Source organism: Catenuloplanes japonicus, assembly GCF_000717135.1.
Taxonomy (GTDB): Bacteria; Actinomycetota; Actinomycetes; order Mycobacteriales; family Micromonosporaceae; genus Catenuloplanes; species Catenuloplanes japonicus.
Genome location: NZ_JNXY01000020.1, coordinates 130,453 through 151,679 on the forward strand (window position 1 = coordinate 130,453; position 21,227 = coordinate 151,679).

A 21,227-nucleotide genomic window follows, 5' to 3' on the forward strand; every position below is an offset into this window, starting at 1 on the left:
TCAGTCCGCGCTGGTGACCAGCGATCGTGCGGGCTCGGCGACCGTCGTCGGAAGGGGACGGTGCCGCCGCCCGTGCAGCCAGCGCCCGACCTCGATCACCACGGTCAGGGACAGCGCCATGCCGATGGCGAAGACGACGCCGAGCAGCTTGTTCTCCTCGAACGCGTGACCGCCGACGAAGCCGATCACGCCGGAGTAGACGGCCCAGGAGACGGCGGCGAGCGCGCCGAACAGCGCGAACCTCGCCCGCGGATAGCCGACCGCCCCCATGGTGAGCGTGGCGGCGGTACGGCCGCCGGGGATGTAACGGGCGATCACCAGCAGCAGCCCGCCGCGGGTGGCGAGCGCCTGCGTGGCCCAGTCGAACGCGGCCCGGCGCCTGCCGTGCGCGGGGACGCGGCGGGCGAGCCCGGTGGAGCGGCCGATCTGGTAGGAGACGTGGTCGCCGCAGAACGCGCCGGCCGCGGCCACGGCGATGACCAGCGCGAGGTTCGGCTCGCCGGTCGCGGCGAAGACACCGGCGGTGATGACCATGGTCTCCGAGGGGACGATCGGGAAGAAGCCGTCCAGCAACGCGACCGCGAACAGTGCCAGGTAGACCCAGGGCGACGTGATGGCGGCGTCGAGCAGCTCAATCATGGCTCCGACGCTATGAACCGCGGGGCCCGAGCGGCATCCGGCGAAAGTAAGAGCGCGACCCGGAGAAAAGTCAGGGGACGAGCCCGGCCTCGACGGCCAGCACCGCGGCCTGCACGCGGTTGCGGACCTCCAGCCGGGTGAGGATCGCGCTGACGTAGCTTTTCACCGTGCCCTCGACGAAGTGCAGGCGGGAGGCGATCTCGGCGTTGGAGAGACCGGCGCCGAGCAGGGCCAGCACGTCCCGCTCCCGGGGTGCCAGGGCCTGGATCCGCGCGCGGGCGGCGTACCCCCGGCTGGGTATTGCCTGTCGCCACTGGGCGATGACGCGCTGGGCGATCGCGGGGGAGAGGCACGCGGCGCCGCCGGCCACGGCGCGGACGCCGGCGATGAGCTCGTGCGGGTCGAGCGCCTTCAGGAGGAAGCCGGCGGCGCCGGAGTCGAGCGCGCGCACGATGTACTCGTCCTCGCCGAACGTGGTCAGGATGATCACCGCGGTCCCGGGCGACCCCGCGCGGATGCGCTCGGCGGCGGCCAGGCCGTCGAGCACGGGCATGCGGATGTCGAGCAGCGCCACGTCCGGCAGGTGGTGCGCGGCCAGCGTCACGGCCTCGCCGCCGTCGGACGCCTCCGCGACGATCTCCAGGCCGGGGTCGGTGCGCAGGATCGCGCGGACGCCGGACCGGATCATCGGTTCGTCGTCCGCGATCAGCACTCGGATCATCGGGTCAGCAGGTCCTTCGTGATCAGGGCGCCGTCCGCGAAGCACAACCGGTACAGGCTGTCCGACAGGTCGAACAGGCCGAGCCGGTAGTACTCGCAGCGGGCGTGCGCGGGGACCGGCGGCTCGGTGAGCACCGGCGGTGGCGTGCGGATGTAGCTGTGCGGGAGCGCGATCGCGGTGCGTGGCGTGCCGGGCGTGAGGCCGGCATAGACGTCCGGGCCGAGCGAGGTGGTGACGGCCGTGAGGACGTAGGCGCCGAGCAGCACGACGACCGCGCCGGCGCCGAGCACGGCCGGGAGCCGGGCGCCGCGCAGCAGCTCACCGCGCAGGTGCTCCTCATAGGTCCGGCGGGTCGGCGGCGGGGCCGGGCTGCCGGGCGTCCGGGGCAGGCCGGCGTGCACCTCGAAGCCGCCGTCCGGCAGCGGGCCGGTACGCAGCGTGCCACCGGCCAGCCGGACCCGCTCGGCCAGGCTGATCAGCCCGGACCCGCTGCCGGCCGGGTCGGGACGGTGCCGCGGCCGCGTGTTGATCACGCTCGCCGAGGAGTCGGTGAGCGTGATCGTGACCGCCGCACCCGGCGCATGCTTGATCGCGTTCGTCAGCGCCTCCTGTACCACCCGGTACACCGCGTGGCGATTCCCGGGATGCGGAGAACCGGTCAGCGTCACCGTCACCCCGGCCTCCCGCGCGCGCGTGACCAGCGACGACACGTCCGCCCCGGACGGCTCCAGCGCGGCGGGCCCCGGCTCGGCGCCGAGCACGCCGATGATCTCGTGCAGCCGGTGCGTGGCCGAGACCGCGCCGGCCCGCAGCCGTACCGCCGTCTCGTGATGCTCCTCGGGGAGGTCGCGGGCAACCTCCAGGCCGCCGGCCAGCAGCGCCATCAGGCTCAGCTCGTGGCCGAGCGAGTCGTGCATGTCCCGCGCGATCCGGGTCCGCTCGTGCAGCCGCGCCTGCTCGGCGAGCAGTTCCATCCGCGCGGCCCGCTCCCAGCCCGCGCGCGCCAGCTCGGCGCGCTGCCGCCACCAGCTCCCGGCCCACCACGGCAGCGCGCACACGAGGAACTCGGTCAGCACCACGTTGATCGCGTCGCTCGGCGTCCCGTTCGCGGCCGCGACCGGCAGCCCGGCGACGGCCACCACCGCGAACACGATCTGTGGCGGACCCACGCTCTCCAGGCGGCGTCCGGCCGCGAAACAGACCGCCACCGCGCCCAGCATCGGCACGGTGGAGGGATCGCGGAGCAGGCTCACCGACGTGGCCAGTGCCAGCGCGGCCAGCGGGAACCGTTGCCAGGCCAGCACCGCACCGGCGACGAGCGCGGTCCCGGCCGCCACCGGCCCGGACACCCCACCCTGGACGACGATCGAGAGCACCAGGAAAACCAGGATCGCCGGGGTACGCAGTCGTCGCCCCATCCCGGCCACGCTAACAGCGCCCGGCCGCGGCCGGCACCTGCCGAAAGACAGGTGCCGACCCTGAACCACACCACTACCGGGTGCCGCCTGGGCCCGGCTACCGGGTGCCGAGCACCGAGCCCGCGGTCAGCGGCGCGCACGCGGTCACCCGGACGTAGCGGCCGAGCGCGGTGAACTCGACCCGGCCGTTCCGGCCGGTGGCGACGCGGGTCCACCGGCGGCCGTCCGCGGACACCTCCACCTGGAACTCGACCGGGCCACGCCGGGCGAACGAGGCCGTGACGCCGGTCAGTTCGCGCAGCCGGCCCAGGTCCACGCGGCCGTCGACCCAGCGGCGGCCGGCCGCGTGGTCGGACGGGATCTCCTCCGCGGTGTAGCGGCTGTAGTCGTAGAGGCGCTTGGACTGCGGGAGCGGGCGTCCGGTGACCTTCGCGGCCAGGTCACAGGGGCCGTTCGCGTAGAGGTAGGCGCGGTCGCCCATCACGTAGTCGACGACCTCGGTCCGGTCGTCGCCGCACACGTCGCCGCGCATCATGCGGCCGTCGACCGGGAACGTGGCCACGCGCTGACCGTGACCGTCCCAGATGCCGGCCACCTCGCCGCAGCCGCGGTTCCAGGACAGCAGCAGGTCACCGTAGGTGCCGTCCCAGTTGTGCAGCGGTTCCAGCACGGTGCCCCAGCAGCCGAGCGTGGTCCGCTGCTCCTTCCAGAGCGTGTCGCCGGTCGCGGAGACCAGGTAGAGCGAATCCTTACCGGTGGTGGACGTGCGGTCCACGCGGTCCAGCCCGGCCACCTCCAGGCCGGGCAGGTCGGGGCGGAAGTCGCCCATCCCGACCTGCTGAGCCTCCACCGCGTCGAGGTTCTCCCAGAGCAGAGAACCGTCCGAGCGGTACGCGTCGGTGCTGTCACCGCCGCGGCCGGCGCCACCGAAGACGATGTCCTCGCGGCCGTCTCCGTCCAGGTCACCGACCGCGATCGAGTCCGGATGGTCGGCCATCGGCGCGGTCCAGACCAGCGTGCCGTCCGGCCTGACGAAGTCGTACCCGGCGAGGAGTTCCTGCCGCCCGTCGTCGTCGAAATCATGCGGGTACGGCCGGTGGCCGACCGTGCCGGTGTGCGACCAGAGCAGCGTGCCGAACTCGTCGGTCACCCAGACCTGGGCGTAGCGGTCCTTGAAGACCAGGTCGCGCGGCCGGTCCAGCCCGCGGGTGTTCGCGATGACGATGGTGTCCCACGCGTTCGGCCCCGGCACCGGGAACTCGCGGACCAGCGTGCCGGTGCGGCCGTCGAAGACGCGGAACACGCCCTCCATGACGGCGAGGACCTCGTTGTCCCCGTCGCCGTCCAGGTCGTAGATCTCGGCCGGGATGTCGGTGCCGTTGCTGGTCACCCGCGGGTCCGGCGTGCCGACCTGCCACAGCTTCTCCCCGCTGCCCACGTCGAACGCGGCCAGCGACTGGACCTGACGCCCGATGTAGACGTCGCTGGCCAGGTAGGACGGCTGCATGGTGACGATGTCCAGCCGCCCGTCGCCGCTGACGTCGCCGAGCAGCAGCCGCGCGCCGGTGCCACCGGCGCTGGTGTCCACGCTCGTGACGAGCTGCGGTGCCGGCGCCGGTGGGGCCGCGGGTGCCGGTGCGGGGGCGAGAAGGACGGCGACCATCAATGCTTTTATTGACATCGATGGATGTTATCGCGGATAGGGGTACGTGCAGGTGATGCGCCGGTCCTTCAGGAGTTCCCTGGCCCGTGCGCGGGCCAGGTTGAAGTTCTGCGGTGCGTCCTGATGATCCACGTCCAGGTCCCGGGCGATGCCGGCGATCAGGCAGGTGTCGTCGGACTTCACCAGTTCCGGCACCGCGTCCGCGGACAGCGTACTGAGGTAGGCGGTGTCGATCCGGTCCTGTCGCAGGTTGTGCCGGGCGATCAGCGCGTCCGGGTTCACCGCGACCAGCGCCAGCATGCCCACCACGGCCGCGCCGAACACGGCCCGGGGCAGCCAGGACGCGCGCAGCCGGAGGCCGGCGACCAGCACCGTCACGAACACGACGCCGAGCCAGATCTCGCAGGCGAAGACCAGCACACGCAGCCGGGTCAGGCCGTAGACGTCCGCGTAGAGCGACATCCGTGACAATGCGGATGCCACGATCAGCAGCGTCAGGCCGGACAGCACGCCGAGCAGCACGCGGACCAGCACCCGGTCCGCCCGGGACGCGCGCGGCGCCGTGATCGCGGCGACGCTGATCACCACCAGCGTCAGGCCGGTGACCACGAGCAGCTGCCAGAAGCCGGACCGGGCGTACTCCGCGTAGGTCAGGCCGTCCGTCGCCAGCACGTGCCGCATGCCGCCGAACAGCGTCGCGGCCTGCACCAGCACGAACGCGCCGAACAGCAGGTCCAGCGCGACCAGCGGAATCAGCCACTCGGCCCGGCGGAACGGGCGGCGCAGCGGCTCGTTCAGGTCCGCGGTGCGCGGCGGCGCGTTCCGGGTGAACGCCACCGCGCCGAACACCAGCGCCAGCGCCGGGAACAGCAGGATCACGCGGGCCACGATCATGCCGTCCGGCGTGGGGAGCGCGGAGACGATCAGCGAGTTGAAGGCCGCGTCCGCGGACGCGAAGAGCGCGCCGAACACCAGCACCAGCACCACGGTCAGCAGGATCGGCAGCGCCAGGCGGGGCGCCTCGCCGGACCCGCGTCGCCGGATCGTGCGCGCGCCGCGGGCCAGCCAGGGCAGGGCCCGGCCGGCGGCCGCGGGCAGGATCATCACGACGTAGGCCAGCGCCCGGACCGAGCGGTCGCCGACCGCGGCGAGCACGGCCGTGGCCAGCGCGGTCACCAGGCAGAGCGCGAACAGCCAGCCGGCGGCCCGGATCGTGCCGGCGCCGGCGAGCAGCAGCGTGGCCGCGGCCCAGAGGTAGCGGTCGGCCGGGCGCGCGTTCTCCGGCGCGGGCAGCGTGACGCGCGGCGGCGGCATCTCCGAGTGCCCGCGCGAGCGGCCCGCCACCACGATCGCGGCGCCGCCGGCCAGCGCGGTGATCAGCCAGCCGAGACCGGCCAGGTCGACGGTCAGCGTGGTCGCGCCGATCGCGGCGGCGACGAGCAGCGCGATGACGGCGGCGGGCCCGGCCGGCGCGCCGGGACCGGTCCAGCGCTCGGGGAACGGGGCGGGCGGCGGGCCCTGGACCGGTGCGGCCTGCCAGACGGCTCCCGGCTTCCCGGGCACGGTGACCCAGGATCCTCCCGGTCTCTCGGCCGCGGCACCCGGCGCCGGGTTCGCCGCGCCGGGCGGGCCGGACGGTTGCCGGGGCGCGGACGACTGCTGCGGTGCGGCCGGGGCCTGCGGCGACGGGGCCTGCGGCGACGGGGCCTGCGGCGACGGGGCCTGCGGCGACGGGGCCTGCGGCGACGGGGCCTGCGGGCCTATCGGCTGCCGCGGCGCGGCGGATGCGACCGTCGGTTGCGGCACGCCCGCCGGCAACAGCGGCGAGCCGGGCTCGGCCGGCGGCCTGTCGGCCGACGGCGCGACGGCTGGCGGCGTGTCGGCCGGCGGCGTGTCGGCCGGTGCCGGCGGTGGTGGCGATGCGGCGGGTGAGGCCGGCGGTCGGTGCGGGTCGGTGGTCACGGCGGCGTACTCCCGTTGGTAGGCAGGTGGCAGCGCCCGGCCACGCGAACGCGCGGACGGTGGAACGCTGTATCCAAGTGACGTGATCAGCGCGGCGAATCATCACCGCGCACGGCAGGTCAGTTTTTGCGCGGCAGCCGGACCTGCACGTGGCAGCCGGTCATCGCGTCGTCCGGCCCCGGGTCGACGACCTCGATGCCGCCGTGGTGCAGCTGCACCACCCAGCGCGCGATCGCCAGCCCCAGCCCGGTCCCGCCGCCGGTCGCGCGCTCGCCGCGGGTGAACCGCTCGAACACGCGCCCGCGCTCCGCGACCGGGATGCCGCTGCCCTGGTCGGCGACGGAGAACAGCACGTCGTCGTCGCCGTCCGCGGCGACGCGGAGCCGGACCGTGCCGCCGGGCGGGCTGTGCCGGGCCGCGTTGTCCAGCAGGTTCGCGAAGAGCTGGTGGAGCCGCTCGGGGTCGCCGTCGAGCGTGAGACCGGGTGCCGCGTCCAGCGTGATCGGCACGGCCGGGCTGTTCACCTGCGCCTCCGCGACCACGTCCGGCAGGAACTCGTCCAGCGCGATCGCGGTGAGCGTCATCGGCACGACGCCGGCGTCCAGCCGGGAGAGGTCGAGCAGCTCCGCGACGAGCCGGCCGAGCCGCTCGGACTGGGCGAGCGCGGTGCGCATGGCGGCCGGGTCCGGCGCGGAGACGCCGTCGACGATGTTCTCCAGCATGCCGCGCAGCGCGGTGATCGGCGTGCGCAGCTCGTGCGAGACGCTGGCGATCAGCTCGCGCCGCTGCCCGTCCGCCGCGGCGAGGTCGGAGGCCATCAGGTTGAACGCGGCGGCCAGCTCGCCGACCTCGTCCCGCGAGCTGGTGTGCACGCGCCGGGTGTAGTCGCCGCGGGCCATCTGCCGGGCCGCCTCGGTCATCTCGCGCAGCGGCACGGTCGCGCCGTGCGCCGCGATCTGCAGCGTGAGCAGCGCGAGCGCGACCGCGGACGCGATGAACGCCACGTTGAGCGGGATCCACCTCAACGAGTACCACAACACGAGCAGGCCGACGCCGCCGGCCAGGCCGAGCGCGAGCGACAGTTTCGCCTTGATCGAGCGGACCGGGTCGAGCGGGCGGGGGAGCCGGCCGAGCAGGCGCTCCACCACATTCATCACCGGGCCGACCGGTGGGCGGGCCCGCACCCAGCCGCCGACGCGGTAGATCGCGTTGAGCGTCTCGGAGCCGGCACGGATCATCGCATTCAGCCCCGCGGTGGGGCGGCCGCGCAGGTGCGTCACCGATCCACCTCCAGCGCGTAGCCCACGCCGTGCACGGTGCGGATCAGGTCGGCGCCGAGCTTGCGGCGCAGCCCCTTGATGTGGCTGTCCACCGTGCGGGTGCCGGACGCGTCGGCCCAGCCCCAGACATCCGCCAGCAGCCGCTCCCGGGGCAGCACCGTGCGCGGGCGCCCGGCCAGGTGCACCAGCAGGTCGAACTCGGTCGGCGTCAGGTGCGCCTCCACGCCGGCCCGCGTCACCCGCCGCTCGGCCCGGTTGATCTCCAGGTCGCCGAGCACGATCGGCGGCTCGCCGGCTGAGGCCTTGGTCATGCGGCGCAGCAGCGCGTGCACGCGCGCGGTCAGCTCACGCATGGAGAACGGCTTGGTCAGGTAGTCGTCCGCACCGACCGCGAGCCCGATCAGCAGGTCGGTCTCGTCGTCACGGGCGGTGAGCATCAGCACCGGCACCGGGCGCTCCGCCTGCAGGCGGCGGCACACCTCCAGCCCGTCGAAGCCGGGCAGCATCACGTCGAGCACCACGGCGTCGGGGCGGATCCGGCGCGCGGCCTCGACCGCGGCCGGGCCGTCACCCACGCAGTGCACGAGGAAGCCCTCGGCGCGCAGCCGGGCCGCGACCGCATCCGCGATCGCGCGCTCGTCCTCGACGACCAGGATCGTCCGTTGTGCGGCCATGACTCCTCCTCGTGGACCCCCGTTGGGAGTGACTTTAGGGGCAGGTTGTGCGCGCGGGAGGGGCCGGTCGTGAAGGAAGTGTGGAGATCAAGACCAACCTCCGGGGGTACGCGTGGGAAGCGCGCGCTCCCGGCCGTACCCCCGGATGATCTTGATTTTGGGTCGTCTGTCCACAGTGGAAATCGGCTGACGGAGCCACGCCCGGGATCTAGGGTGATGCGGATCTCGTTTGTTTCTCGGAGGTGACGCAGTGTCAGATCTTGACGACGCAGCCATGCGCCCGTTCGTGCGCGACGGCCGTCTGACCGCCATGCCCGCGAAGCTGAACCGGCGTCGCGCGGTCCTGGACCACCTCGCCGCCGCCTCCTTCGCGCCCGGTCGCCGGTACCGCGAACCCGAGGTCAACGACATCCTCCGCGCCTGGTGCGACGGGGTGCCGGGCGTCGATCACGTGGCCGTCCGCCGGTACCTGATCGACCTTGACATCCTGGCCCGCGAGGACGGTCTCTACTGGCGCGCCTACGAGGCGTGACTCGAACATCTGTGCGATAGTCTTTCCGGTCATTGCCCGGCAACGCCTCACATGTGCGGCATGGAGCGACGGTCTCGTCGGACCCTGCGGTTAGGCTCGCGGGGTCGTGTTACGGCGCCACCCAGCACAAGCGCGAGGATCTGGAGTCAAGAACCGGTGACTGCACAGCCCGAGACCCTGTACGGGGCAGCCGACCTCACCCATCTCGAGGGGCTCGACGCGGTCCGTAAGCGCCCTGGCATGTATATCGGGTCGACCGACAGCCGTGGCGTGAACCACCTGTTCAACGAGATCATCGACAACTCGACGGACGAGGGTGTGGCCGGTCACGCCACCCGCATCAAGGTCACGCTGCACGAGGACGGCTCGGTCCAGGTGGACGACGACGGCCGCGGCATCCCGACCGACACGCATGCCAAGTCCGGCATGTCCGGCGTCGAGCTGGTGCTCACCCGGCTGCACGCGGGCGGGAAGTTCGGCGGGTCCGGCTACAAGACCTCCGGCGGCCTGCACGGCGTCGGCGCGTCCGCGGTCAACGCGCTCTCGCTGCGCTACGACGTGACCGTGCGGCGGGACGGGAAGATCCACGAGATCTCGTTCCGGCACGGCGTGGCCGGCGAGTTCCACGGCCCGGGGCCGGACGCGCCCTTCACGCCCGCGGCCGGCCTGCGCGTGACCGGCAAGATGAAGCGCGGCGAGCCCACCGGCACCTCCACGCGGTACTGGTACGACGCCCGCTACTTCGAGTCCGGCGCCGCGCTGGACGTCGAGTCGGTCCGGACCAAGCTGCGCAACACCGCGTTCCTGGTCCCCGGCGTCTCCTACGTGCTCCGCGACGCGAACGTGGATCCGATGTCCGGCAACGGCACCGAGGAGTTCCACTTCCCGAACGGCCTGGCCGACATGGTCGACTTCCTGGCGCCGTCCAGCGAGAAGCCGGTCTCCGGCACGTTGATGATCAACGGCACCGGCTCCTACCGGGAGAACGCCGCCGACGAGAACGGCGTCATGCGGGCGAATGTGGAGCGCACCGCCGAGATCGAGATCTCGTTCCGCTGGGGCACCGGCTACGAGCGGACCGTGGAGTGCTTCACCAACACGATCCGCAACGTGCACGGCGGCACCCACCGCAAGGGCTTCGAGCGGGCCGCGGTCCGCGCGCTCGGCGAGGCCGTGAAGAACACGCGCGGCCTGCTCAAGCCGAAGGAGGACCCGCCGGTCCTGGACGACGTGCTGGAGGGCATGACCGCGGTCATCCACGTGCGCGTGCCGGAGCCGCAGTTCACCTCGCAGACCAAGGACGAGCTCTCCACGGCCGGCCTCACCCGCGTGGTGCAGCAGGTCGTCGAGGCCCGCCTCAAGGAGTGGGTGCAGGACAAGAAGACCAAGGTCGAGGCGCGCACGGTCCTGCAGAAGATCGTCGACGCGGGCCGGGTCCGGCTCACCCAGAAGCAGCAGAAGGACGCTGCCCGCCGCAAGACCGCGCTCGAGGGCGCGTCGATGCCGGCCAAGCTGGTCGACTGCCGCTCCACCGGCGTGGGCCGCAGCGAGCTGTTCATCGTCGAGGGTGACAGCGCGCTCGGCACCGCCCGGATGGCGCGCTCCTCGGAATATCAGGCGCTGCTGCCCATCCGCGGCAAGATCTTGAACGTGCAGAAGGCCAGCCTGCAGCAGGTGCTGGACAACGCGGAGTGCTCCGCGATCGTGCAGGTGCTGGGCGCGGGCTCGGGGCGCACGTTCGACCTGTCCGCGATGCGCTACGGCCGCATCCTGATCATGGCGGATGCGGACGTGGACGGTTCCCACATCCGCACGCTGCTGATCACGCTCTTCGCGAAGTACATGCGACCGGCGATCGAGGCGGGCCGGCTCTACGCCGCGATGCCGCCGCTCCACAAGATCACTACGAAGGGCCGCAGCCCGCAGACGATCTACACGTACACGCAGCCGGAGATGACCCACACGGTCGCCCGGCTGACCAAGTCCGGCAAGCAGATCGTCACGCCGATCCCGCGGTTCAAGGGTCTCGGCGAGATGGACGCGGACGAGCTGTGGGACACCACGATGAACCCGGCCTCCCGCGCGGTCCGGCGCATCACGCTGGAGGACGTCGAGGCGGCCGAGCGCACACTCGAGCTGCTCATGGGCGAGAAGGTCGAGCCCCGCAAGAACTGGTTGATCGAATCGTCCGACCGCGTCGACCGCGACGCCATTGACGCGTAAGGGAATTCTCTGCAATGGCTCGCCGCAAAGACTCCAAGTCCGCCAAGGTCGACCTGTCCGCGTTCGACGCGGCCGGGGCGCGGATCATCGACAACCCGCTGACCACCGAGGTCGAGGACTCCTACCTGGAGTACGCGTTCTCGGTCATCCACTCCCGCGCGCTGCCGGACGCACGCGACGGCCTCAAGCCGGTCCACCGCCGCATCCTGTTCTCCATGTCCGAGCAGGGCTACCGGCCCGACCGCGGGCACGTGAAGTCGGCCCGCGTCGTCGGTGACGTGATGGGTAAGTACCACCCGCACGGCGACGTCGCGATCTACGACGCCATGGTCCGGCTCGCCCAGGACTTCTCGCTCAACGTGCCGCTCATCGACGGCCACGGCAACTTCGGCTCGCCCGACGACGGCCCGGCCGCGGCGCGCTACACCGAGGCGCGCATGTCCCGCGAGGCGATGCTGCTGGTCGGCGAGCTCGGCGAGGGCACGGTCGACTACGTCCCCAACTACGACGGATCGCTCATGCAGCCGTCCGTGCTCCCCGCCGCCTTCCCGAACCTGCTGGTCAACGGCACGTCCGGCATCGCGGTCGGCATGGCGACGAACATGATCCCGCACAACCTCGGCGAGGTCGTCACCGCGGCCCGGTGGCTGATCAACCACCCGGACGCGACGCTGGACAAGCTGATGACGTTCGTCCCCGGGCCGGACCTGCCGACCGGCGGGCTGCTGCTCGGGCTGGACGAGGTGCGCCGGGCGTACGAGACCGGCCGTGGCGTGGTGCGCATGCGCGGCAAGGTGGAGATCGGCCCGCTGGAGGGCTCCCGCGGGCGCCAGGCGATCACGGTGACCGAGCTGCCGTACGGCATCGGCGCCGAGAAGGTCATCGAGAAGATCACCGACGAGGTCAACAAGACCCGCCGCCTCCAGGGCATCGCGGACGTCAAGGACCTCACCGACCGGGAGAACGGCACCCGCCTGGTCATCGAGTGCAAGGTCGGCGTCAACCCGCAGGCGCTGCTCGCCGACCTCTACCGGCTGACCCCGCTGGAGCAGTCGTTCGGCGTGAACAACCTGGTCCTGGTGGACGGTCAGCCGCAGACACTCGGCCTGAAGGCGCTGCTCGAGGTGTTCCTCAAGCACCGCTACGAGGTCGTCACGCGGCGCACCACGTATCGGCGGACCAAGCGGCAGGAGCGGCTGCACCTGGTCGACGGCCTGCTCATCGCGCTGCTCGACATCGACAACGTGGTCCGGCTGATCCGCGCCAGCGACGACGCGCAGTCCGCCAAGGACGGCCTGATGGAGACGTTCGGGCTGTCCGAGATCCAGGCGACGTACATCCTGGACACGCCGCTGCGCCGCCTCACCCGCTTCGACCGGCTCGAGCTCGAGGCCGAGCAGGAGAAGCTCAACGCGGAGATCGCCGAGCTGTCGCTGATCCTGGACGACGACAAGGTGCTGAAGAAGCTGGTCTCGGACGAGCTCGGCGCCGTCGCCAAGGAGTTCGGCACCGGCCGCCGCACCGCGCTCATCGACGGTGACCTCAAGGAGGTGCTGGCCGCGTCCGTACCGGCCGGGCCGCTCGAGGTCAAGGACGACCCCTGCCAGGTCATCCTGTCCGCCACCGGGCTCGTCGCGCGTACCGCCGCCGAGTCCGAGGAGTCCTCGGAGAGCACCCGCCGGGCCGGCCGCGACCGGCACGACGCGGTCCGCGCGCTGGTCCACACCACCGCCCGCGGCCAGGTCCTGCTCATCACGAACCGTGGCCGCGCGTTCAAGGTCGACGTCCTGCCGCTCCCGGTCCTGCCGGAACAGGGCGGCACCGTCACGCTCCGCGGCGGCATGTCCGCCAGCGAACTCGCCGACCTCGACCCCGGCGAGACCGTCATCGGCCTGGCCCCGCTGGTCCCGAAGCCCGGCGAGACGCTCGCGCTCGGCACCCGCCAGGGCGCGGTCAAGGTCTGCGCGCCGGAGTGGCCGGTCCGCGCCGACGTCTTCGAGGTCATCGGCCTGAAGGACGGCGACGAGGTCATCGGCTCCACCTGGATCACCGGCGACGAGACGCTCGCGTTCCTGACCAGCGACGCCGCGCTGCTCCGCTTCGCCGCCTCGATCGTCCGCCCGCAGGGGATAAAGGGCGGCGGCATGGCCGGCATCAACCTCAGCGCCGGCGCGAACGCGGTCTTCTTCGGCGCGATCGGCGCCGGCGACCCCCAGCACGGCGCGCCGCTGGTCATCACGTCCACCGGCCGTACCGTCAAGGTCACCCCCTTCGACGAGTACCCGGCAAAGGGCCGTGCCACCGGCGGCGTCCGCGCCCACCGCTTCCTCAAGGGCGAGGAGGGCATCGTGGTCGGCTGGATCGGCGTCCGCCCCGCCGCCGCCACCGCCACCGGCGAACCCATCGACCTCCCCGAGATCGACATGCGCCGCGACGGCTCCGGCATCGCTGGCATCTGCCCCGACCTCATCGGCCACCTGATCGAAAGGGACTAAGAGCCAGATCAAGATCTGGCTCTTCCCACTCCCGGCGTGGTTGCGGCCCGCACGCTCCCGCGGGCACCGGTCCCGCGCCACTCATGCAAACCGAAGCGGCTCCCACCCTTGGTGGGAGCCGCTTTCCTGTGCGGCTTTCTTGCGTCCTGGGCAAGGTCAAGATCGGCATCGATGAGGCTTCGGGCCTGGCATGTGGTGAAGCAGGACGTGCCGGTTGCGGGGGCGACCCCGTTGCCCGTTCCCGTTCGGTGCGATGGGTCGCGATGCCCGAGCCGGTGCCGGGCTGCTCGGCGCGCCGAGTTCTTCGGGGCAGGGCAGGGCGCTCCGCGCCCGAAATATTTCGGCATATCAGGGCCTGATTCGCGATCGTTGCGGCTTCTGGCCCGGGTCGAGGCTTCCTGGTTCGCTCTTCGTGACGCTCCGACCACCCGGAAACCGTCCGCTTCACCCTCCTGGGCAGGGCAGTCTGTCTTGCGGCATTGGGTCGCGGGCCGGCAGCGGCTTCCGGCCTTGATCGGCGGTCGTATGTACGTTCTCCACGCTGTGAGTGCCTGAGACCGTAGAAACGTACATACGACCGTTGATCAAGTCCCGTAGCGTTCCGTGAGCGGGCGCCATGAGATGACATATCCGGCGTTGCCGGCCTTCCGGCGACAAGGCTGGGTTGCCGGGCCACCAGGCCAGCTATTTCCTGAAATTTCGGGCACGGAGTGCCCGTCGACCGAGATGGTCCCCGGACCTTGACGCCGCAATACCGGCAGGCGCCCGGGTTCTCGCACGGCAGCCCGCGGATCTCACCGCGCTCGCCGTGAATGGGCAACAGAGTCGGGAGCATGCGGGCCGGACCACGCCGGAAGCGGGAAGAGCAATTAGAACTTGATCTTGATTGTCGTGCGAGGCCAGACAGCTCCGAGGGCAGCCAGAGCGTTGGGCTGCCAGTGCGAGGGCAGGGGGCAGGCAAGCGGCGGATGGCTCCCGGGCGGTCGTGAGGCGAGGGAGCGGGAGATGAGGGAAAGCCGCCTCGCGGCCACCGGGACGTGACCGCGAGGCGGCTTGAGGGCGGGCGCCGGGCGGCGCGCAGGGTGAGTGGAGGGCCGCCCGGCGCCCTGGAGGAAGGTCCGGAAAGTGGAGGAAGGTCCAAGAAAAGTGGAAGGTGGGTCTAGTGGGTGGTGGTGAGGAAGTCGCGGGCGGGGAGCGCGCGGGCGGTGATGCGGACGTCGCCGATCCAGCCGTAGAAGCCCTGGCCGAACTTCTCGGCGAACTGGGTGGCGCCGATCGTGAACGGCTTGCCCATGGTGGTGATGCCCTTCGAGGCCTGCGTGGGGTTGCGCGCGATCTTCGAGCCGTCGATGTAGATGGTGGTGCGGCGGCTGTCGTTGACGATCGCGATGTGCATCCAGCGGCCCATCGGGAGCGCGTGGCTCCACGAGGTCGGGTCGGCGTCGCGGTCGTTGGGGTAGACGACGTACTGGAGGAAGCGCTCGCCGGACAGGTTGACGCTGCAGGTGGGCTCGTCCTGGGACCAGCCGCTGGTCTTGCCCGCGTCGCCGCTGCGGCCCTGCCAGCTCAGGATTCCCATCCAGGAGTGGTCGCCCTCGAACGGCGCCGGCAGCTTGATGAACGCCTCGATCGTGTAGCCGGACTCAAACGTGAGCGAATTCAGCGAAGCGTGCGCCGACGTGGCCAGGATCGAGCCGCGGTCGGGGGACTTGCCGCCGTTGAAGCGGAGGCTGGCGTGCGCGGGCGCGCCCGGGTGGTGGTCGGCGGAGGCGAGCAGTGGTGCCCCGGCGCCGATCGACTGCACGGTCAGGTCGTTGCCGCGCTTGGCCAGGTCGCGGACCACGGTGCCGTTCGCGACCGTGGCGCCGTCGGCGAGGCCGAGGCCGTCGAAGCGCCAGTACGCGACCGTGTCGCGCAGCAGCACGGCGGACGCGGGCCGCGGCGCCGGCGGGACCACGCCGGAGAACCCGGCGAACCGGGCGTCGAAGTCGATCTCCAGGCTGAAGCGGTCGACCGGCCCGGTCAGCTCGATCGTCTCCTCCTCCAGCGCGGTGCGCTTCGCCGGGTCCTTGGCCAGGAACCACGGGGAGTACGTGGACACGTCGATCACGCCGCGGGCCACGTCGAACGCGTAGTCGCGGATCATGCCGGCGCCGCCGTAGTAGCGGTCCTGGTAGTTCGTGATGTGGACGTGCACGTCGTGGCCGGCGTCGTTCGTGAGCACGGTGCGGCCGGGCGGCCAGTAGTGGCCGTTGAGCGACAGGAAGATCTGGTCGTTCTTGCGGATCAGCCGGTCCCAGATCTGCTGGCCGTAGCCGGAGAGGTAGGCGGTGCCGTTGTCGTCCGCGTACGCCAGTTCGTGCGTGGTGATGATCGCGGGGAGCGTCTTGTGCCTGTCCAGCACGGACTGCGCCCAGGCGAAGCCGGCGTCGGAGAGCCGCCAGTCCAGCGCCAGGACCAGCCACTGACGGCCGCCCGCCTTGATCACGTGGTAGCTGTTGTAGCCGTCCGGGGACGCGCCGCCGAACGTGCGTGAGGCCGCGAACCGCTTCGGGTTGAACGCCTTCAGGTAGGCGGACGTGCCGCGCTGGTCCGTGGTGCTGCCGTTGATGTCGTGGTTGCCGGCGAGCACGCTGTAGGGGAACTTGCCGTCAAGATCTTTGAACGTCTTCGACGCCAGCTCGATCTCGTGGTCGCTGCCGTGCTCGGTGACGTCGCCGAGGTGCGTCATGAACGCGATGTTGCTGCTCTCGCGCAGGTATCTGAACGTCGCGCGCAGCGGCTCCGGGTCGGAGCTGTCCTCGTCGAACAGGTACTGCGTGTCCGGCAGCACCGCGATCGAGAAGCGCGGGTCGTCCACGTCGAACTTCCCGCTGTTCGCCCAGGCGGGCGCGGCCTCGAACGTGCTGCCGACGAGCAGGCCGGCCGCGGGTGCGGCGACCGCGGTCTGCAGCAACGCGCGGCGGGGCAGGCGCTGGCTCATTGTGGGACTCCCATGTGTGGCGATCTGTGGATCCGGCGTGAGCCTGGCCCCCGTCGATGACGCGGGCATGGCGTGACGGCATCCGCCGCCTGAAAAACTGCAAGATCCTCCGGGTGTACGCCGTGAGACTTCTTTTGCGCGGCATGTCGAGAACCGCGTGACGGCTTCTACCTACCCGTGAGAGCGTCGGAGGCGGCGCACCGATCAAGGAGCAGAACCGTGAAGTACATGCTGATGATGCAGTTCTCCCAGACCGCCGTCGATTTCCCGCGGATCGAGACGTGGAAGCCGGAGGAGATCGAGCGGCACATCGCGTTCATGGGCGAGGTCAACGCCACGCTCACGAAGTCGGGCGAGTGGGTCACCGGCGAGGGCCTGGCCGCGCCGGAGGAGTTGAAGATCGTCCGGGCCGGCGCGGACGGCACCCCGGTGGTGACCGAGGGCCCGTTCCCGGAGACGAAGGAGTTCCTGGCCGGCTACTGGATCGTGGACGTGGAGACGCCGGCCCGTGCGCTCGAGCTGGCCGCGTACGTGTCAAGCGCGCCCGGCCCGGAGGGGAAGCCGCTGAACATGCCGATCGAGGTCCGCCAGATCATGGAGGCCCCGGCCCCTGATTCCTGGTGACGCCGATCGCCTTCGAGGGCCTGCTGCGCGCGCTTGCGCCGCAGGTCCTCGGCGTGCTCACCCGCCGGTCCGGCGACTTCGCGGCCGCGGAGGACGCGGTGCAGGAGGCGTTGCTGGCCGCCTTCCGGCAGTGGCCGGCCGAGGGGGTGCCGGACAATCCGCGCGGCTGGCTGATCCAGGTCGCGCACCGGCGGCTGATCGAGGAGATCCGGCGCGGGTCGGCGCGGCGGGAGCGGGAGTCCGCGGTCTCACGGCTGGAGGCGCCGCTGTCCGACGCGTCGTCCGAGGGCCGCGACGACACGCTGGAGCTGCTCTTCCTCTGCTGCCATCCGGCGCTGTCGCCGGCGTCCGCGATCGCGCTGACGCTGCGCGCGGTGGGCGGGCTGACCACGGCGGAGATCGCCCGCGCGTTCCTGGTGCCGGAGGCGACGATGGCGCAGCGGATCAGCCGGGCGAAGCGGTCGTTCACGTCGTCGTCGCTGCGGCCCGGCAACCTCTCGTCCGTACTCCATGTGCTGTATTTGATCTTCAATGAGGGGCACACCAGCTCGGCCGGGCCGTCGCTGCTGCGGGTGGAGCTGTCCACGGAGGCGATCCGGCTGACCCGGCTGCTGTCCTATCTGGATGATCCGGAGGCGGGCGGCCTGCTGGCGTTGATGCTGCTTACCGAGGCGCGGGCGCCGGCGCGGACCGGGCCGGTCGGCGAGCTGGTGCCGCTGGCGTCGCAGGACCGGTCGCGGTGGGACGCCGCCATGATCGCGGAGGGGATCGCGCTGGTCAACGCCGTGCTGCCGCGCGGGCCGGGGCCCTACCGTGTGCAGGCCGCGATCGCCGCGCTGCACGACGAGGCGCCGTCGGCGGAGGAGACGGACTGGCCGCAGATCCTCGCGCTGTACGGCGTGCTGGAACGGCTCACGCCGAGCCCGGTGGTGACGCTGAACCGTGCGGTCGCGCAGGCGATGGTGGCCGGTCCGGCCGCGGGGCTGGCGACGCTGGACCGGCTGGCGTCCGAGCCGCTGCTGGCGCGCGGGCACCGGCTGCCGGCCGCGCGGGCGCACCTGCTGGAGATGGCCGGGTCGACGGCCGAGGCGGTCGCGGAGTACCGGACCGCAGCGGCGCGGACGTCCAGCGTGCCGGAGCGCAATTACCTCACGCTGCGTGCGGCCAGGATCGCCGCTGCGTCCGGGTTTTAGCTGGTCCGCGAGATAATAAGGTTTATTTACCGTTCCTTTAGCCCGCGCCTGGCACCCTCGCTGACAACATTCTCACGTCCTCGACGTGTGGAATGGGAGTTGGTGCACGGTGAAGCTACGAGTCGTCGCTACGGTGCTGGCGGTCGCGGGCGCGGGAGCAGCCGCCGCGATCCTGCCGATGACGATGGCCTCGGCCGCCGAGTGCGCCAGCGCGTACAGCGCGTCCGCGGTGTACTGGGGCGGCAACACGGCGTCGTTCGGCGGTCACAACTGGCGGGCCAAGTGGTGGACCCAGGGCGAGCAGCCCAGCACGGCCGGCACCGGCGTGTGGGAGGACCAGGGCACGTGCGGCGGGTCGTCCGGCGGTGGAGGCGGTGGCGGCACCACCTCCTGCAACCACCCGGCGTGGGTCGCGGGCAAGTCCTACAACACCGGGGACATCGTCAAGTACACGGACGGCAAGTACTACATAGCCGAGCACGAGAACCCGGGGTACGACCCGATCATCAGTACCTGGTTCTGGGAGCCGTACACCTGCTCCGGCGGCGGCACTCAGCCCACCCCGCCGGCGCCGACGACCGGCGCGCCCAACCCGTCCGGGTTCGTGGTCAGCGAGGCCCAGTTCAACCAGATGTTCCCGGGCCGGAACTCGTTCTACACGTACTCCGGCCTGGTGCAGGCGCTCTCCGCGTACCCGGCGTTCGCCGGCACCGGCAGCGACACCGTGAAGAAGCAGGAGGCCGCGGCGTTCCTGGCGAACATCAACCACGAGACCGGCGGACTCGTGCACATCGTGGAGCAGAACACCGCGAACTACCCGCACTACTGCGACCCGAACCAGTCGTACGGCTGCCCGGCCGGCCAGGCCGCCTACTACGGCCGCGGCCCGATCCAGCTGAGCTGGAACTTCAACTACAAGGCCGCCGGTGACGCGCTCGGCATCGACCTGCTGCGCAACCCGAACCTGGTCCAGAACGACGCGGCCGTCGCCTGGAAGACCGGCATCTGGTACTGGATGACGCAGAACGGTCCGGGCACCATGACCGGCCACAACGCGATGGTCAACGGCCGTGGCTTCGGCGAGACGATCCGCAGCATCAACGGCTCGATCGAGTGCAACGGCGGCAACCCGGCCCAGGTCCAGAGCCGGATCGCCGCGTACCAGAACTTCGCCGGGATCCTCGGCGTCACCCCGGGCGCGAACCTCAGCTGCTGACCCGGTTTCACCTCATGGCCGGTGCCGCCCGTCGCGGCACCGGCCATTTTTCTGCGGGGGTACGGCGTGAGCGCGTCCCTTGTCTAGTCAGACGAGCGGGGGACGCCGGTCTTACGCCGTTTCCTTCTTCAGGGTCAGGCGTAGCCCGATCGTGCCGTGCTTTTTGGTCCCGCCTGTGGCGAACCGGCTCGCGGCAGCCAGCTCGGTCAGCTGGGCGGGAGTGTGGGCGCGACGTCGCAACCAGCCCAGGACGAGCCGGGTGAAGATCGCCTTTCCGCCGGTGAGGCGCATGCCGGCGACCTCCTGTGCGATCTGCTTACGTGTGGCCCCGCGGTGCAGATCCTCGATCAGCGCCACGCCGCCGGGCCGCAGCACGCGGTGCATCTCGTTCAGCGCCTCCACCGGCCGCAGGAAGTTCTTGAACGCGGCCTGGCAGATGATCAGATCGAAGGACGCGTCCGGGAACGGCATCGCGGCCGCGTCACCCTGCCGCACGTCGACCGTGAGGTGCTGCGCTGCCGCCCGCTCCCGGACGATGCCGACGAACGTGTGGCTGATGTCCAGCGCGGACACCCGTGCACCACGTTTCGCCAGCTCCACCGTCAGGTAGCCGGGGCCGGGAGCGATCTCCAGGATGTCGGTCGCGTTGCCGGCCAGCCGCGCGGCGTCCTCGCGCCAGGCCGCCAGCTGACTCTCGGTGCCGCGGATCCGGGCGTAGCGGTGTGCCGCCGCGCCCTCCATCTCCGGGCTCAGCCTGCTCTTGGTCATGTGTTTCTCCTGTTCAGGACAGGATCCGATGGCGAAGAGGCCCGGCTATGCTTCTGGTTGCCACCTTGCGCCGGCCCGCCTCGCGCGGATCGATGTGAGGAAACGCGCCCCGGTCGTGGTGTTGGCGCACCGTGACCGGGGCGTTTGTCATTCCAGCAGCTCGGCCCACCCCTCGACGGCGGTGCCGGACTCGTGGAACGCGCGCCACTCGGCCAGGCCGGGCAGCGTCCCCTCGGTGATCTGCCGCAGCAGGCCGGTCACCCAGGTGGTCTCCGCCTCGCGCATCGCGAGCGCGTATTCGGTCTCGATCAGAAATATCCGGGGTACGCCGGGGGCGTCCAGATCCGCGCGCAGGCTCGTGATCTCCTCGCGCAGCCCGTGCAGGCGCTGGGTGAGCAGGCCCGCCACGTCGTCCGGCGGCAGCACGCCGGCCACGGACAGCGCGGACTCGAACCGGTCCGCGTCGCGCGCGGGCGTGCCGATCAGCTCGCGCAGCCAGTCGTCCAGCTCCGCGCGGCCGTCGCCGGTGATCGCGTACGTGGTGCGCTCCGGCCGCCGCCCCTCCCGGTCCGTGCCGGTCGCGGCGATCAGCCCGTGCTTCTCCAGGCTCCCGATCACGGTGTAGAACGATCCCCACTTGATCGCCATGTCCCGCTCCTTGCCGGTCCGTTTCAGCACGGTCGCCAGCTGGTAGGGGTGCATGGGGGTGCCCGGCGCCAGCATCGCGAGCACGGCGAGCGCCAGCAGGTTCTTCACCGGCCGTCGTCGCGCCATGTCGGGACCTCGCTGATGCTCGCTGGCGATTACTCGTCTACGAGTAGAGTAGCGATGTCGTC

16 protein-coding genes are annotated in these 21,227 nt (G+C 71.5%); 6 read left to right on the top strand and 10 right to left on the bottom strand.

Features of this window, described 5'->3' with window-relative positions; genetic code table 11:
• The 7 genes from OP04_RS26460 to OP04_RS26495 form a co-directional block, all read right to left on the bottom strand.
• Positions 1-639: a DedA family protein gene (locus OP04_RS26460; protein WP_033342527.1), complete on the bottom strand. Its 639-nt coding sequence runs from the start codon at positions 637-639 to the stop codon at positions 1-3.
• 70 nt (positions 640-709) lie between these two features.
• Positions 710-1,360, bottom strand: coding sequence for a response regulator (locus OP04_RS26465; protein WP_033342528.1), 651 nt, complete (start codon positions 1,358-1,360; stop codon positions 710-712).
• Positions 1,357-2,778, bottom strand: a complete 1,422-nt coding sequence (locus OP04_RS26470) for a sensor histidine kinase (RefSeq protein WP_033342529.1) — start codon at positions 2,776-2,778, stop codon at positions 1,357-1,359. The genes OP04_RS26465 and OP04_RS26470 overlap by 4 nt, the downstream gene beginning before the upstream one ends.
• A 97-nt stretch (positions 2,779-2,875) precedes the next feature.
• Positions 2,876-4,459 carry a hypothetical protein gene (locus OP04_RS26475; protein ID WP_157240364.1) on the bottom strand — a complete coding sequence of 528 codons (1,584 nt, stop codon included), beginning with the start codon at positions 4,457-4,459 and terminating at the stop codon, positions 2,876-2,878.
• A 9-nt stretch (positions 4,460-4,468) separates the two neighbouring features.
• Positions 4,469-6,403, bottom strand: coding sequence for a DUF4153 domain-containing protein (locus OP04_RS26480; protein WP_157240366.1), 1,935 nt, complete (start codon positions 6,401-6,403; stop codon positions 4,469-4,471).
• 119 nt (positions 6,404-6,522) lie between these two features.
• Positions 6,523-7,683 (bottom strand): HAMP domain-containing sensor histidine kinase, encoded by a 1,161-nt coding sequence (locus tag OP04_RS26490; protein WP_332309681.1) that lies wholly within the window; start codon positions 7,681-7,683, stop codon positions 6,523-6,525.
• Positions 7,680-8,357 (bottom strand): response regulator transcription factor, encoded by a 678-nt coding sequence (locus OP04_RS26495; RefSeq protein ID WP_033342531.1) that lies wholly within the window; start codon positions 8,355-8,357, stop codon positions 7,680-7,682. The genes OP04_RS26490 and OP04_RS26495 overlap by 4 nt, the downstream gene beginning before the upstream one ends.
• A 250-nt stretch (positions 8,358-8,607) precedes the next feature.
• Here OP04_RS26495 and OP04_RS26500 point away from each other — a divergent pair, with 250 nt between their 5' ends.
• The 3 genes from OP04_RS26500 to OP04_RS26510 all read left to right on the top strand — a co-directional run bounded on the left by OP04_RS26500 (position 8,608) and on the right by OP04_RS26510 (position 13,607).
• Positions 8,608-8,889 (top strand): DUF2087 domain-containing protein, encoded by a 282-nt coding sequence (locus tag OP04_RS26500; protein WP_157240368.1) that lies wholly within the window; start codon positions 8,608-8,610, stop codon positions 8,887-8,889.
• Between the two features lie 156 nt (positions 8,890-9,045).
• Entirely contained in the window at positions 9,046-11,112 is a 2,067-nt protein-coding gene (locus OP04_RS26505; RefSeq protein WP_033342533.1) for a DNA gyrase/topoisomerase IV subunit B, read from the top strand.
• Positions 11,113-11,126: 14 nt separating this feature from the next.
• The gene (locus OP04_RS26510) at positions 11,127-13,607 is read left to right on the top strand and encodes a DNA gyrase/topoisomerase IV subunit A (RefSeq protein WP_033342534.1); all 2,481 of its coding nucleotides are present in this window, start codon (positions 11,127-11,129) and stop codon (positions 13,605-13,607) included.
• Positions 13,608-14,766: 1,159 nt separating this feature from the next.
• On the opposite strand, the gene OP04_RS26515 is transcribed toward OP04_RS26510, so the two are convergent.
• On the bottom strand, positions 14,767-16,590 hold the full coding sequence (locus OP04_RS26515) for a LamG-like jellyroll fold domain-containing protein (protein WP_051799069.1): 1,824 nt from the start codon (positions 16,588-16,590) through the stop codon (positions 14,767-14,769).
• Between the two features lie 228 nt (positions 16,591-16,818).
• On the opposite strand from OP04_RS26515, the gene OP04_RS26520 reads away from it, so the two are divergent.
• From OP04_RS26520 to OP04_RS26530, 3 genes are all read left to right on the top strand, one after another.
• The gene (locus tag OP04_RS26520) at positions 16,819-17,214 is read left to right on the top strand and encodes a YciI family protein (protein WP_198153991.1); all 396 of its coding nucleotides are present in this window, start codon (positions 16,819-16,821) and stop codon (positions 17,212-17,214) included.
• A complete protein-coding gene (locus tag OP04_RS26525; RefSeq protein WP_198153985.1) occupies positions 17,211-18,407 on the top strand; it encodes an RNA polymerase sigma factor in 1,197 nt (398 codons plus the stop codon). Before OP04_RS26520 ends, OP04_RS26525 begins: the two co-directional genes overlap by 4 nt.
• 109 nt (positions 18,408-18,516) lie before the next feature.
• Entirely contained in the window at positions 18,517-19,623 is a 1,107-nt protein-coding gene (locus OP04_RS26530; RefSeq protein WP_033342537.1) for a glycoside hydrolase family 19 protein, read from the top strand.
• 111 nt (positions 19,624-19,734) lie between these two features.
• On the opposite strand, the gene OP04_RS26535 is transcribed toward OP04_RS26530, so the two are convergent.
• Both OP04_RS26535 and OP04_RS26540 read right to left on the bottom strand, forming a co-directional pair.
• The gene (locus tag OP04_RS26535) at positions 19,735-20,391 is read right to left on the bottom strand and encodes a class I SAM-dependent methyltransferase (RefSeq protein WP_033342538.1); all 657 of its coding nucleotides are present in this window, start codon (positions 20,389-20,391) and stop codon (positions 19,735-19,737) included.
• Positions 20,392-20,538: 147 nt separating this feature from the next.
• Positions 20,539-21,165, bottom strand: coding sequence for a PadR family transcriptional regulator (locus OP04_RS26540; protein WP_033342539.1), 627 nt, complete (start codon positions 21,163-21,165; stop codon positions 20,539-20,541).
• Positions 21,166-21,227: the final 62 nt, after the last annotated feature.

Excerpts from the sequence above, each read along its gene's own strand:
- OP04_RS26460 (WP_033342527.1), bottom strand. The coding sequence starts at position 639 with ATGATTGAGCTGCTCGACGCCGCCATCACGTCGCCCTGGGTCTACCTG.
- OP04_RS26465 (WP_033342528.1), bottom strand. The coding sequence starts at position 1,360 with ATGATCCGAGTGCTGATCGCGGACGACGAACCGATGATCCGGTCCGGC.
- OP04_RS26470 (WP_033342529.1), bottom strand. The coding sequence starts at position 2,778 with ATGGGGCGACGACTGCGTACCCCGGCGATCCTGGTTTTCCTGGTGCTC.
- OP04_RS26475 (WP_157240364.1), bottom strand. The coding sequence starts at position 4,459 with ATGTCAATAAAAGCATTGATGGTCGCCGTCCTTCTCGCCCCCGCACCG.
- OP04_RS26495 (WP_033342531.1), bottom strand. The coding sequence starts at position 8,357 with ATGGCCGCACAACGGACGATCCTGGTCGTCGAGGACGAGCGCGCGATC.
- OP04_RS26510 (WP_033342534.1), top strand. The coding sequence starts at position 11,127 with ATGGCTCGCCGCAAAGACTCCAAGTCCGCCAAGGTCGACCTGTCCGCG.
- OP04_RS26515 (WP_051799069.1), bottom strand. The coding sequence starts at position 16,590 with ATGAGCCAGCGCCTGCCCCGCCGCGCGTTGCTGCAGACCGCGGTCGCC.
- OP04_RS26520 (WP_198153991.1), top strand. The coding sequence starts at position 16,819 with ATGCTGATGATGCAGTTCTCCCAGACCGCCGTCGATTTCCCGCGGATC.
- OP04_RS26535 (WP_033342538.1), bottom strand. The coding sequence starts at position 20,391 with ATGACCAAGAGCAGGCTGAGCCCGGAGATGGAGGGCGCGGCGGCACAC.
- OP04_RS26540 (WP_033342539.1), bottom strand. The coding sequence starts at position 21,165 with ATGGCGCGACGACGGCCGGTGAAGAACCTGCTGGCGCTCGCCGTGCTC.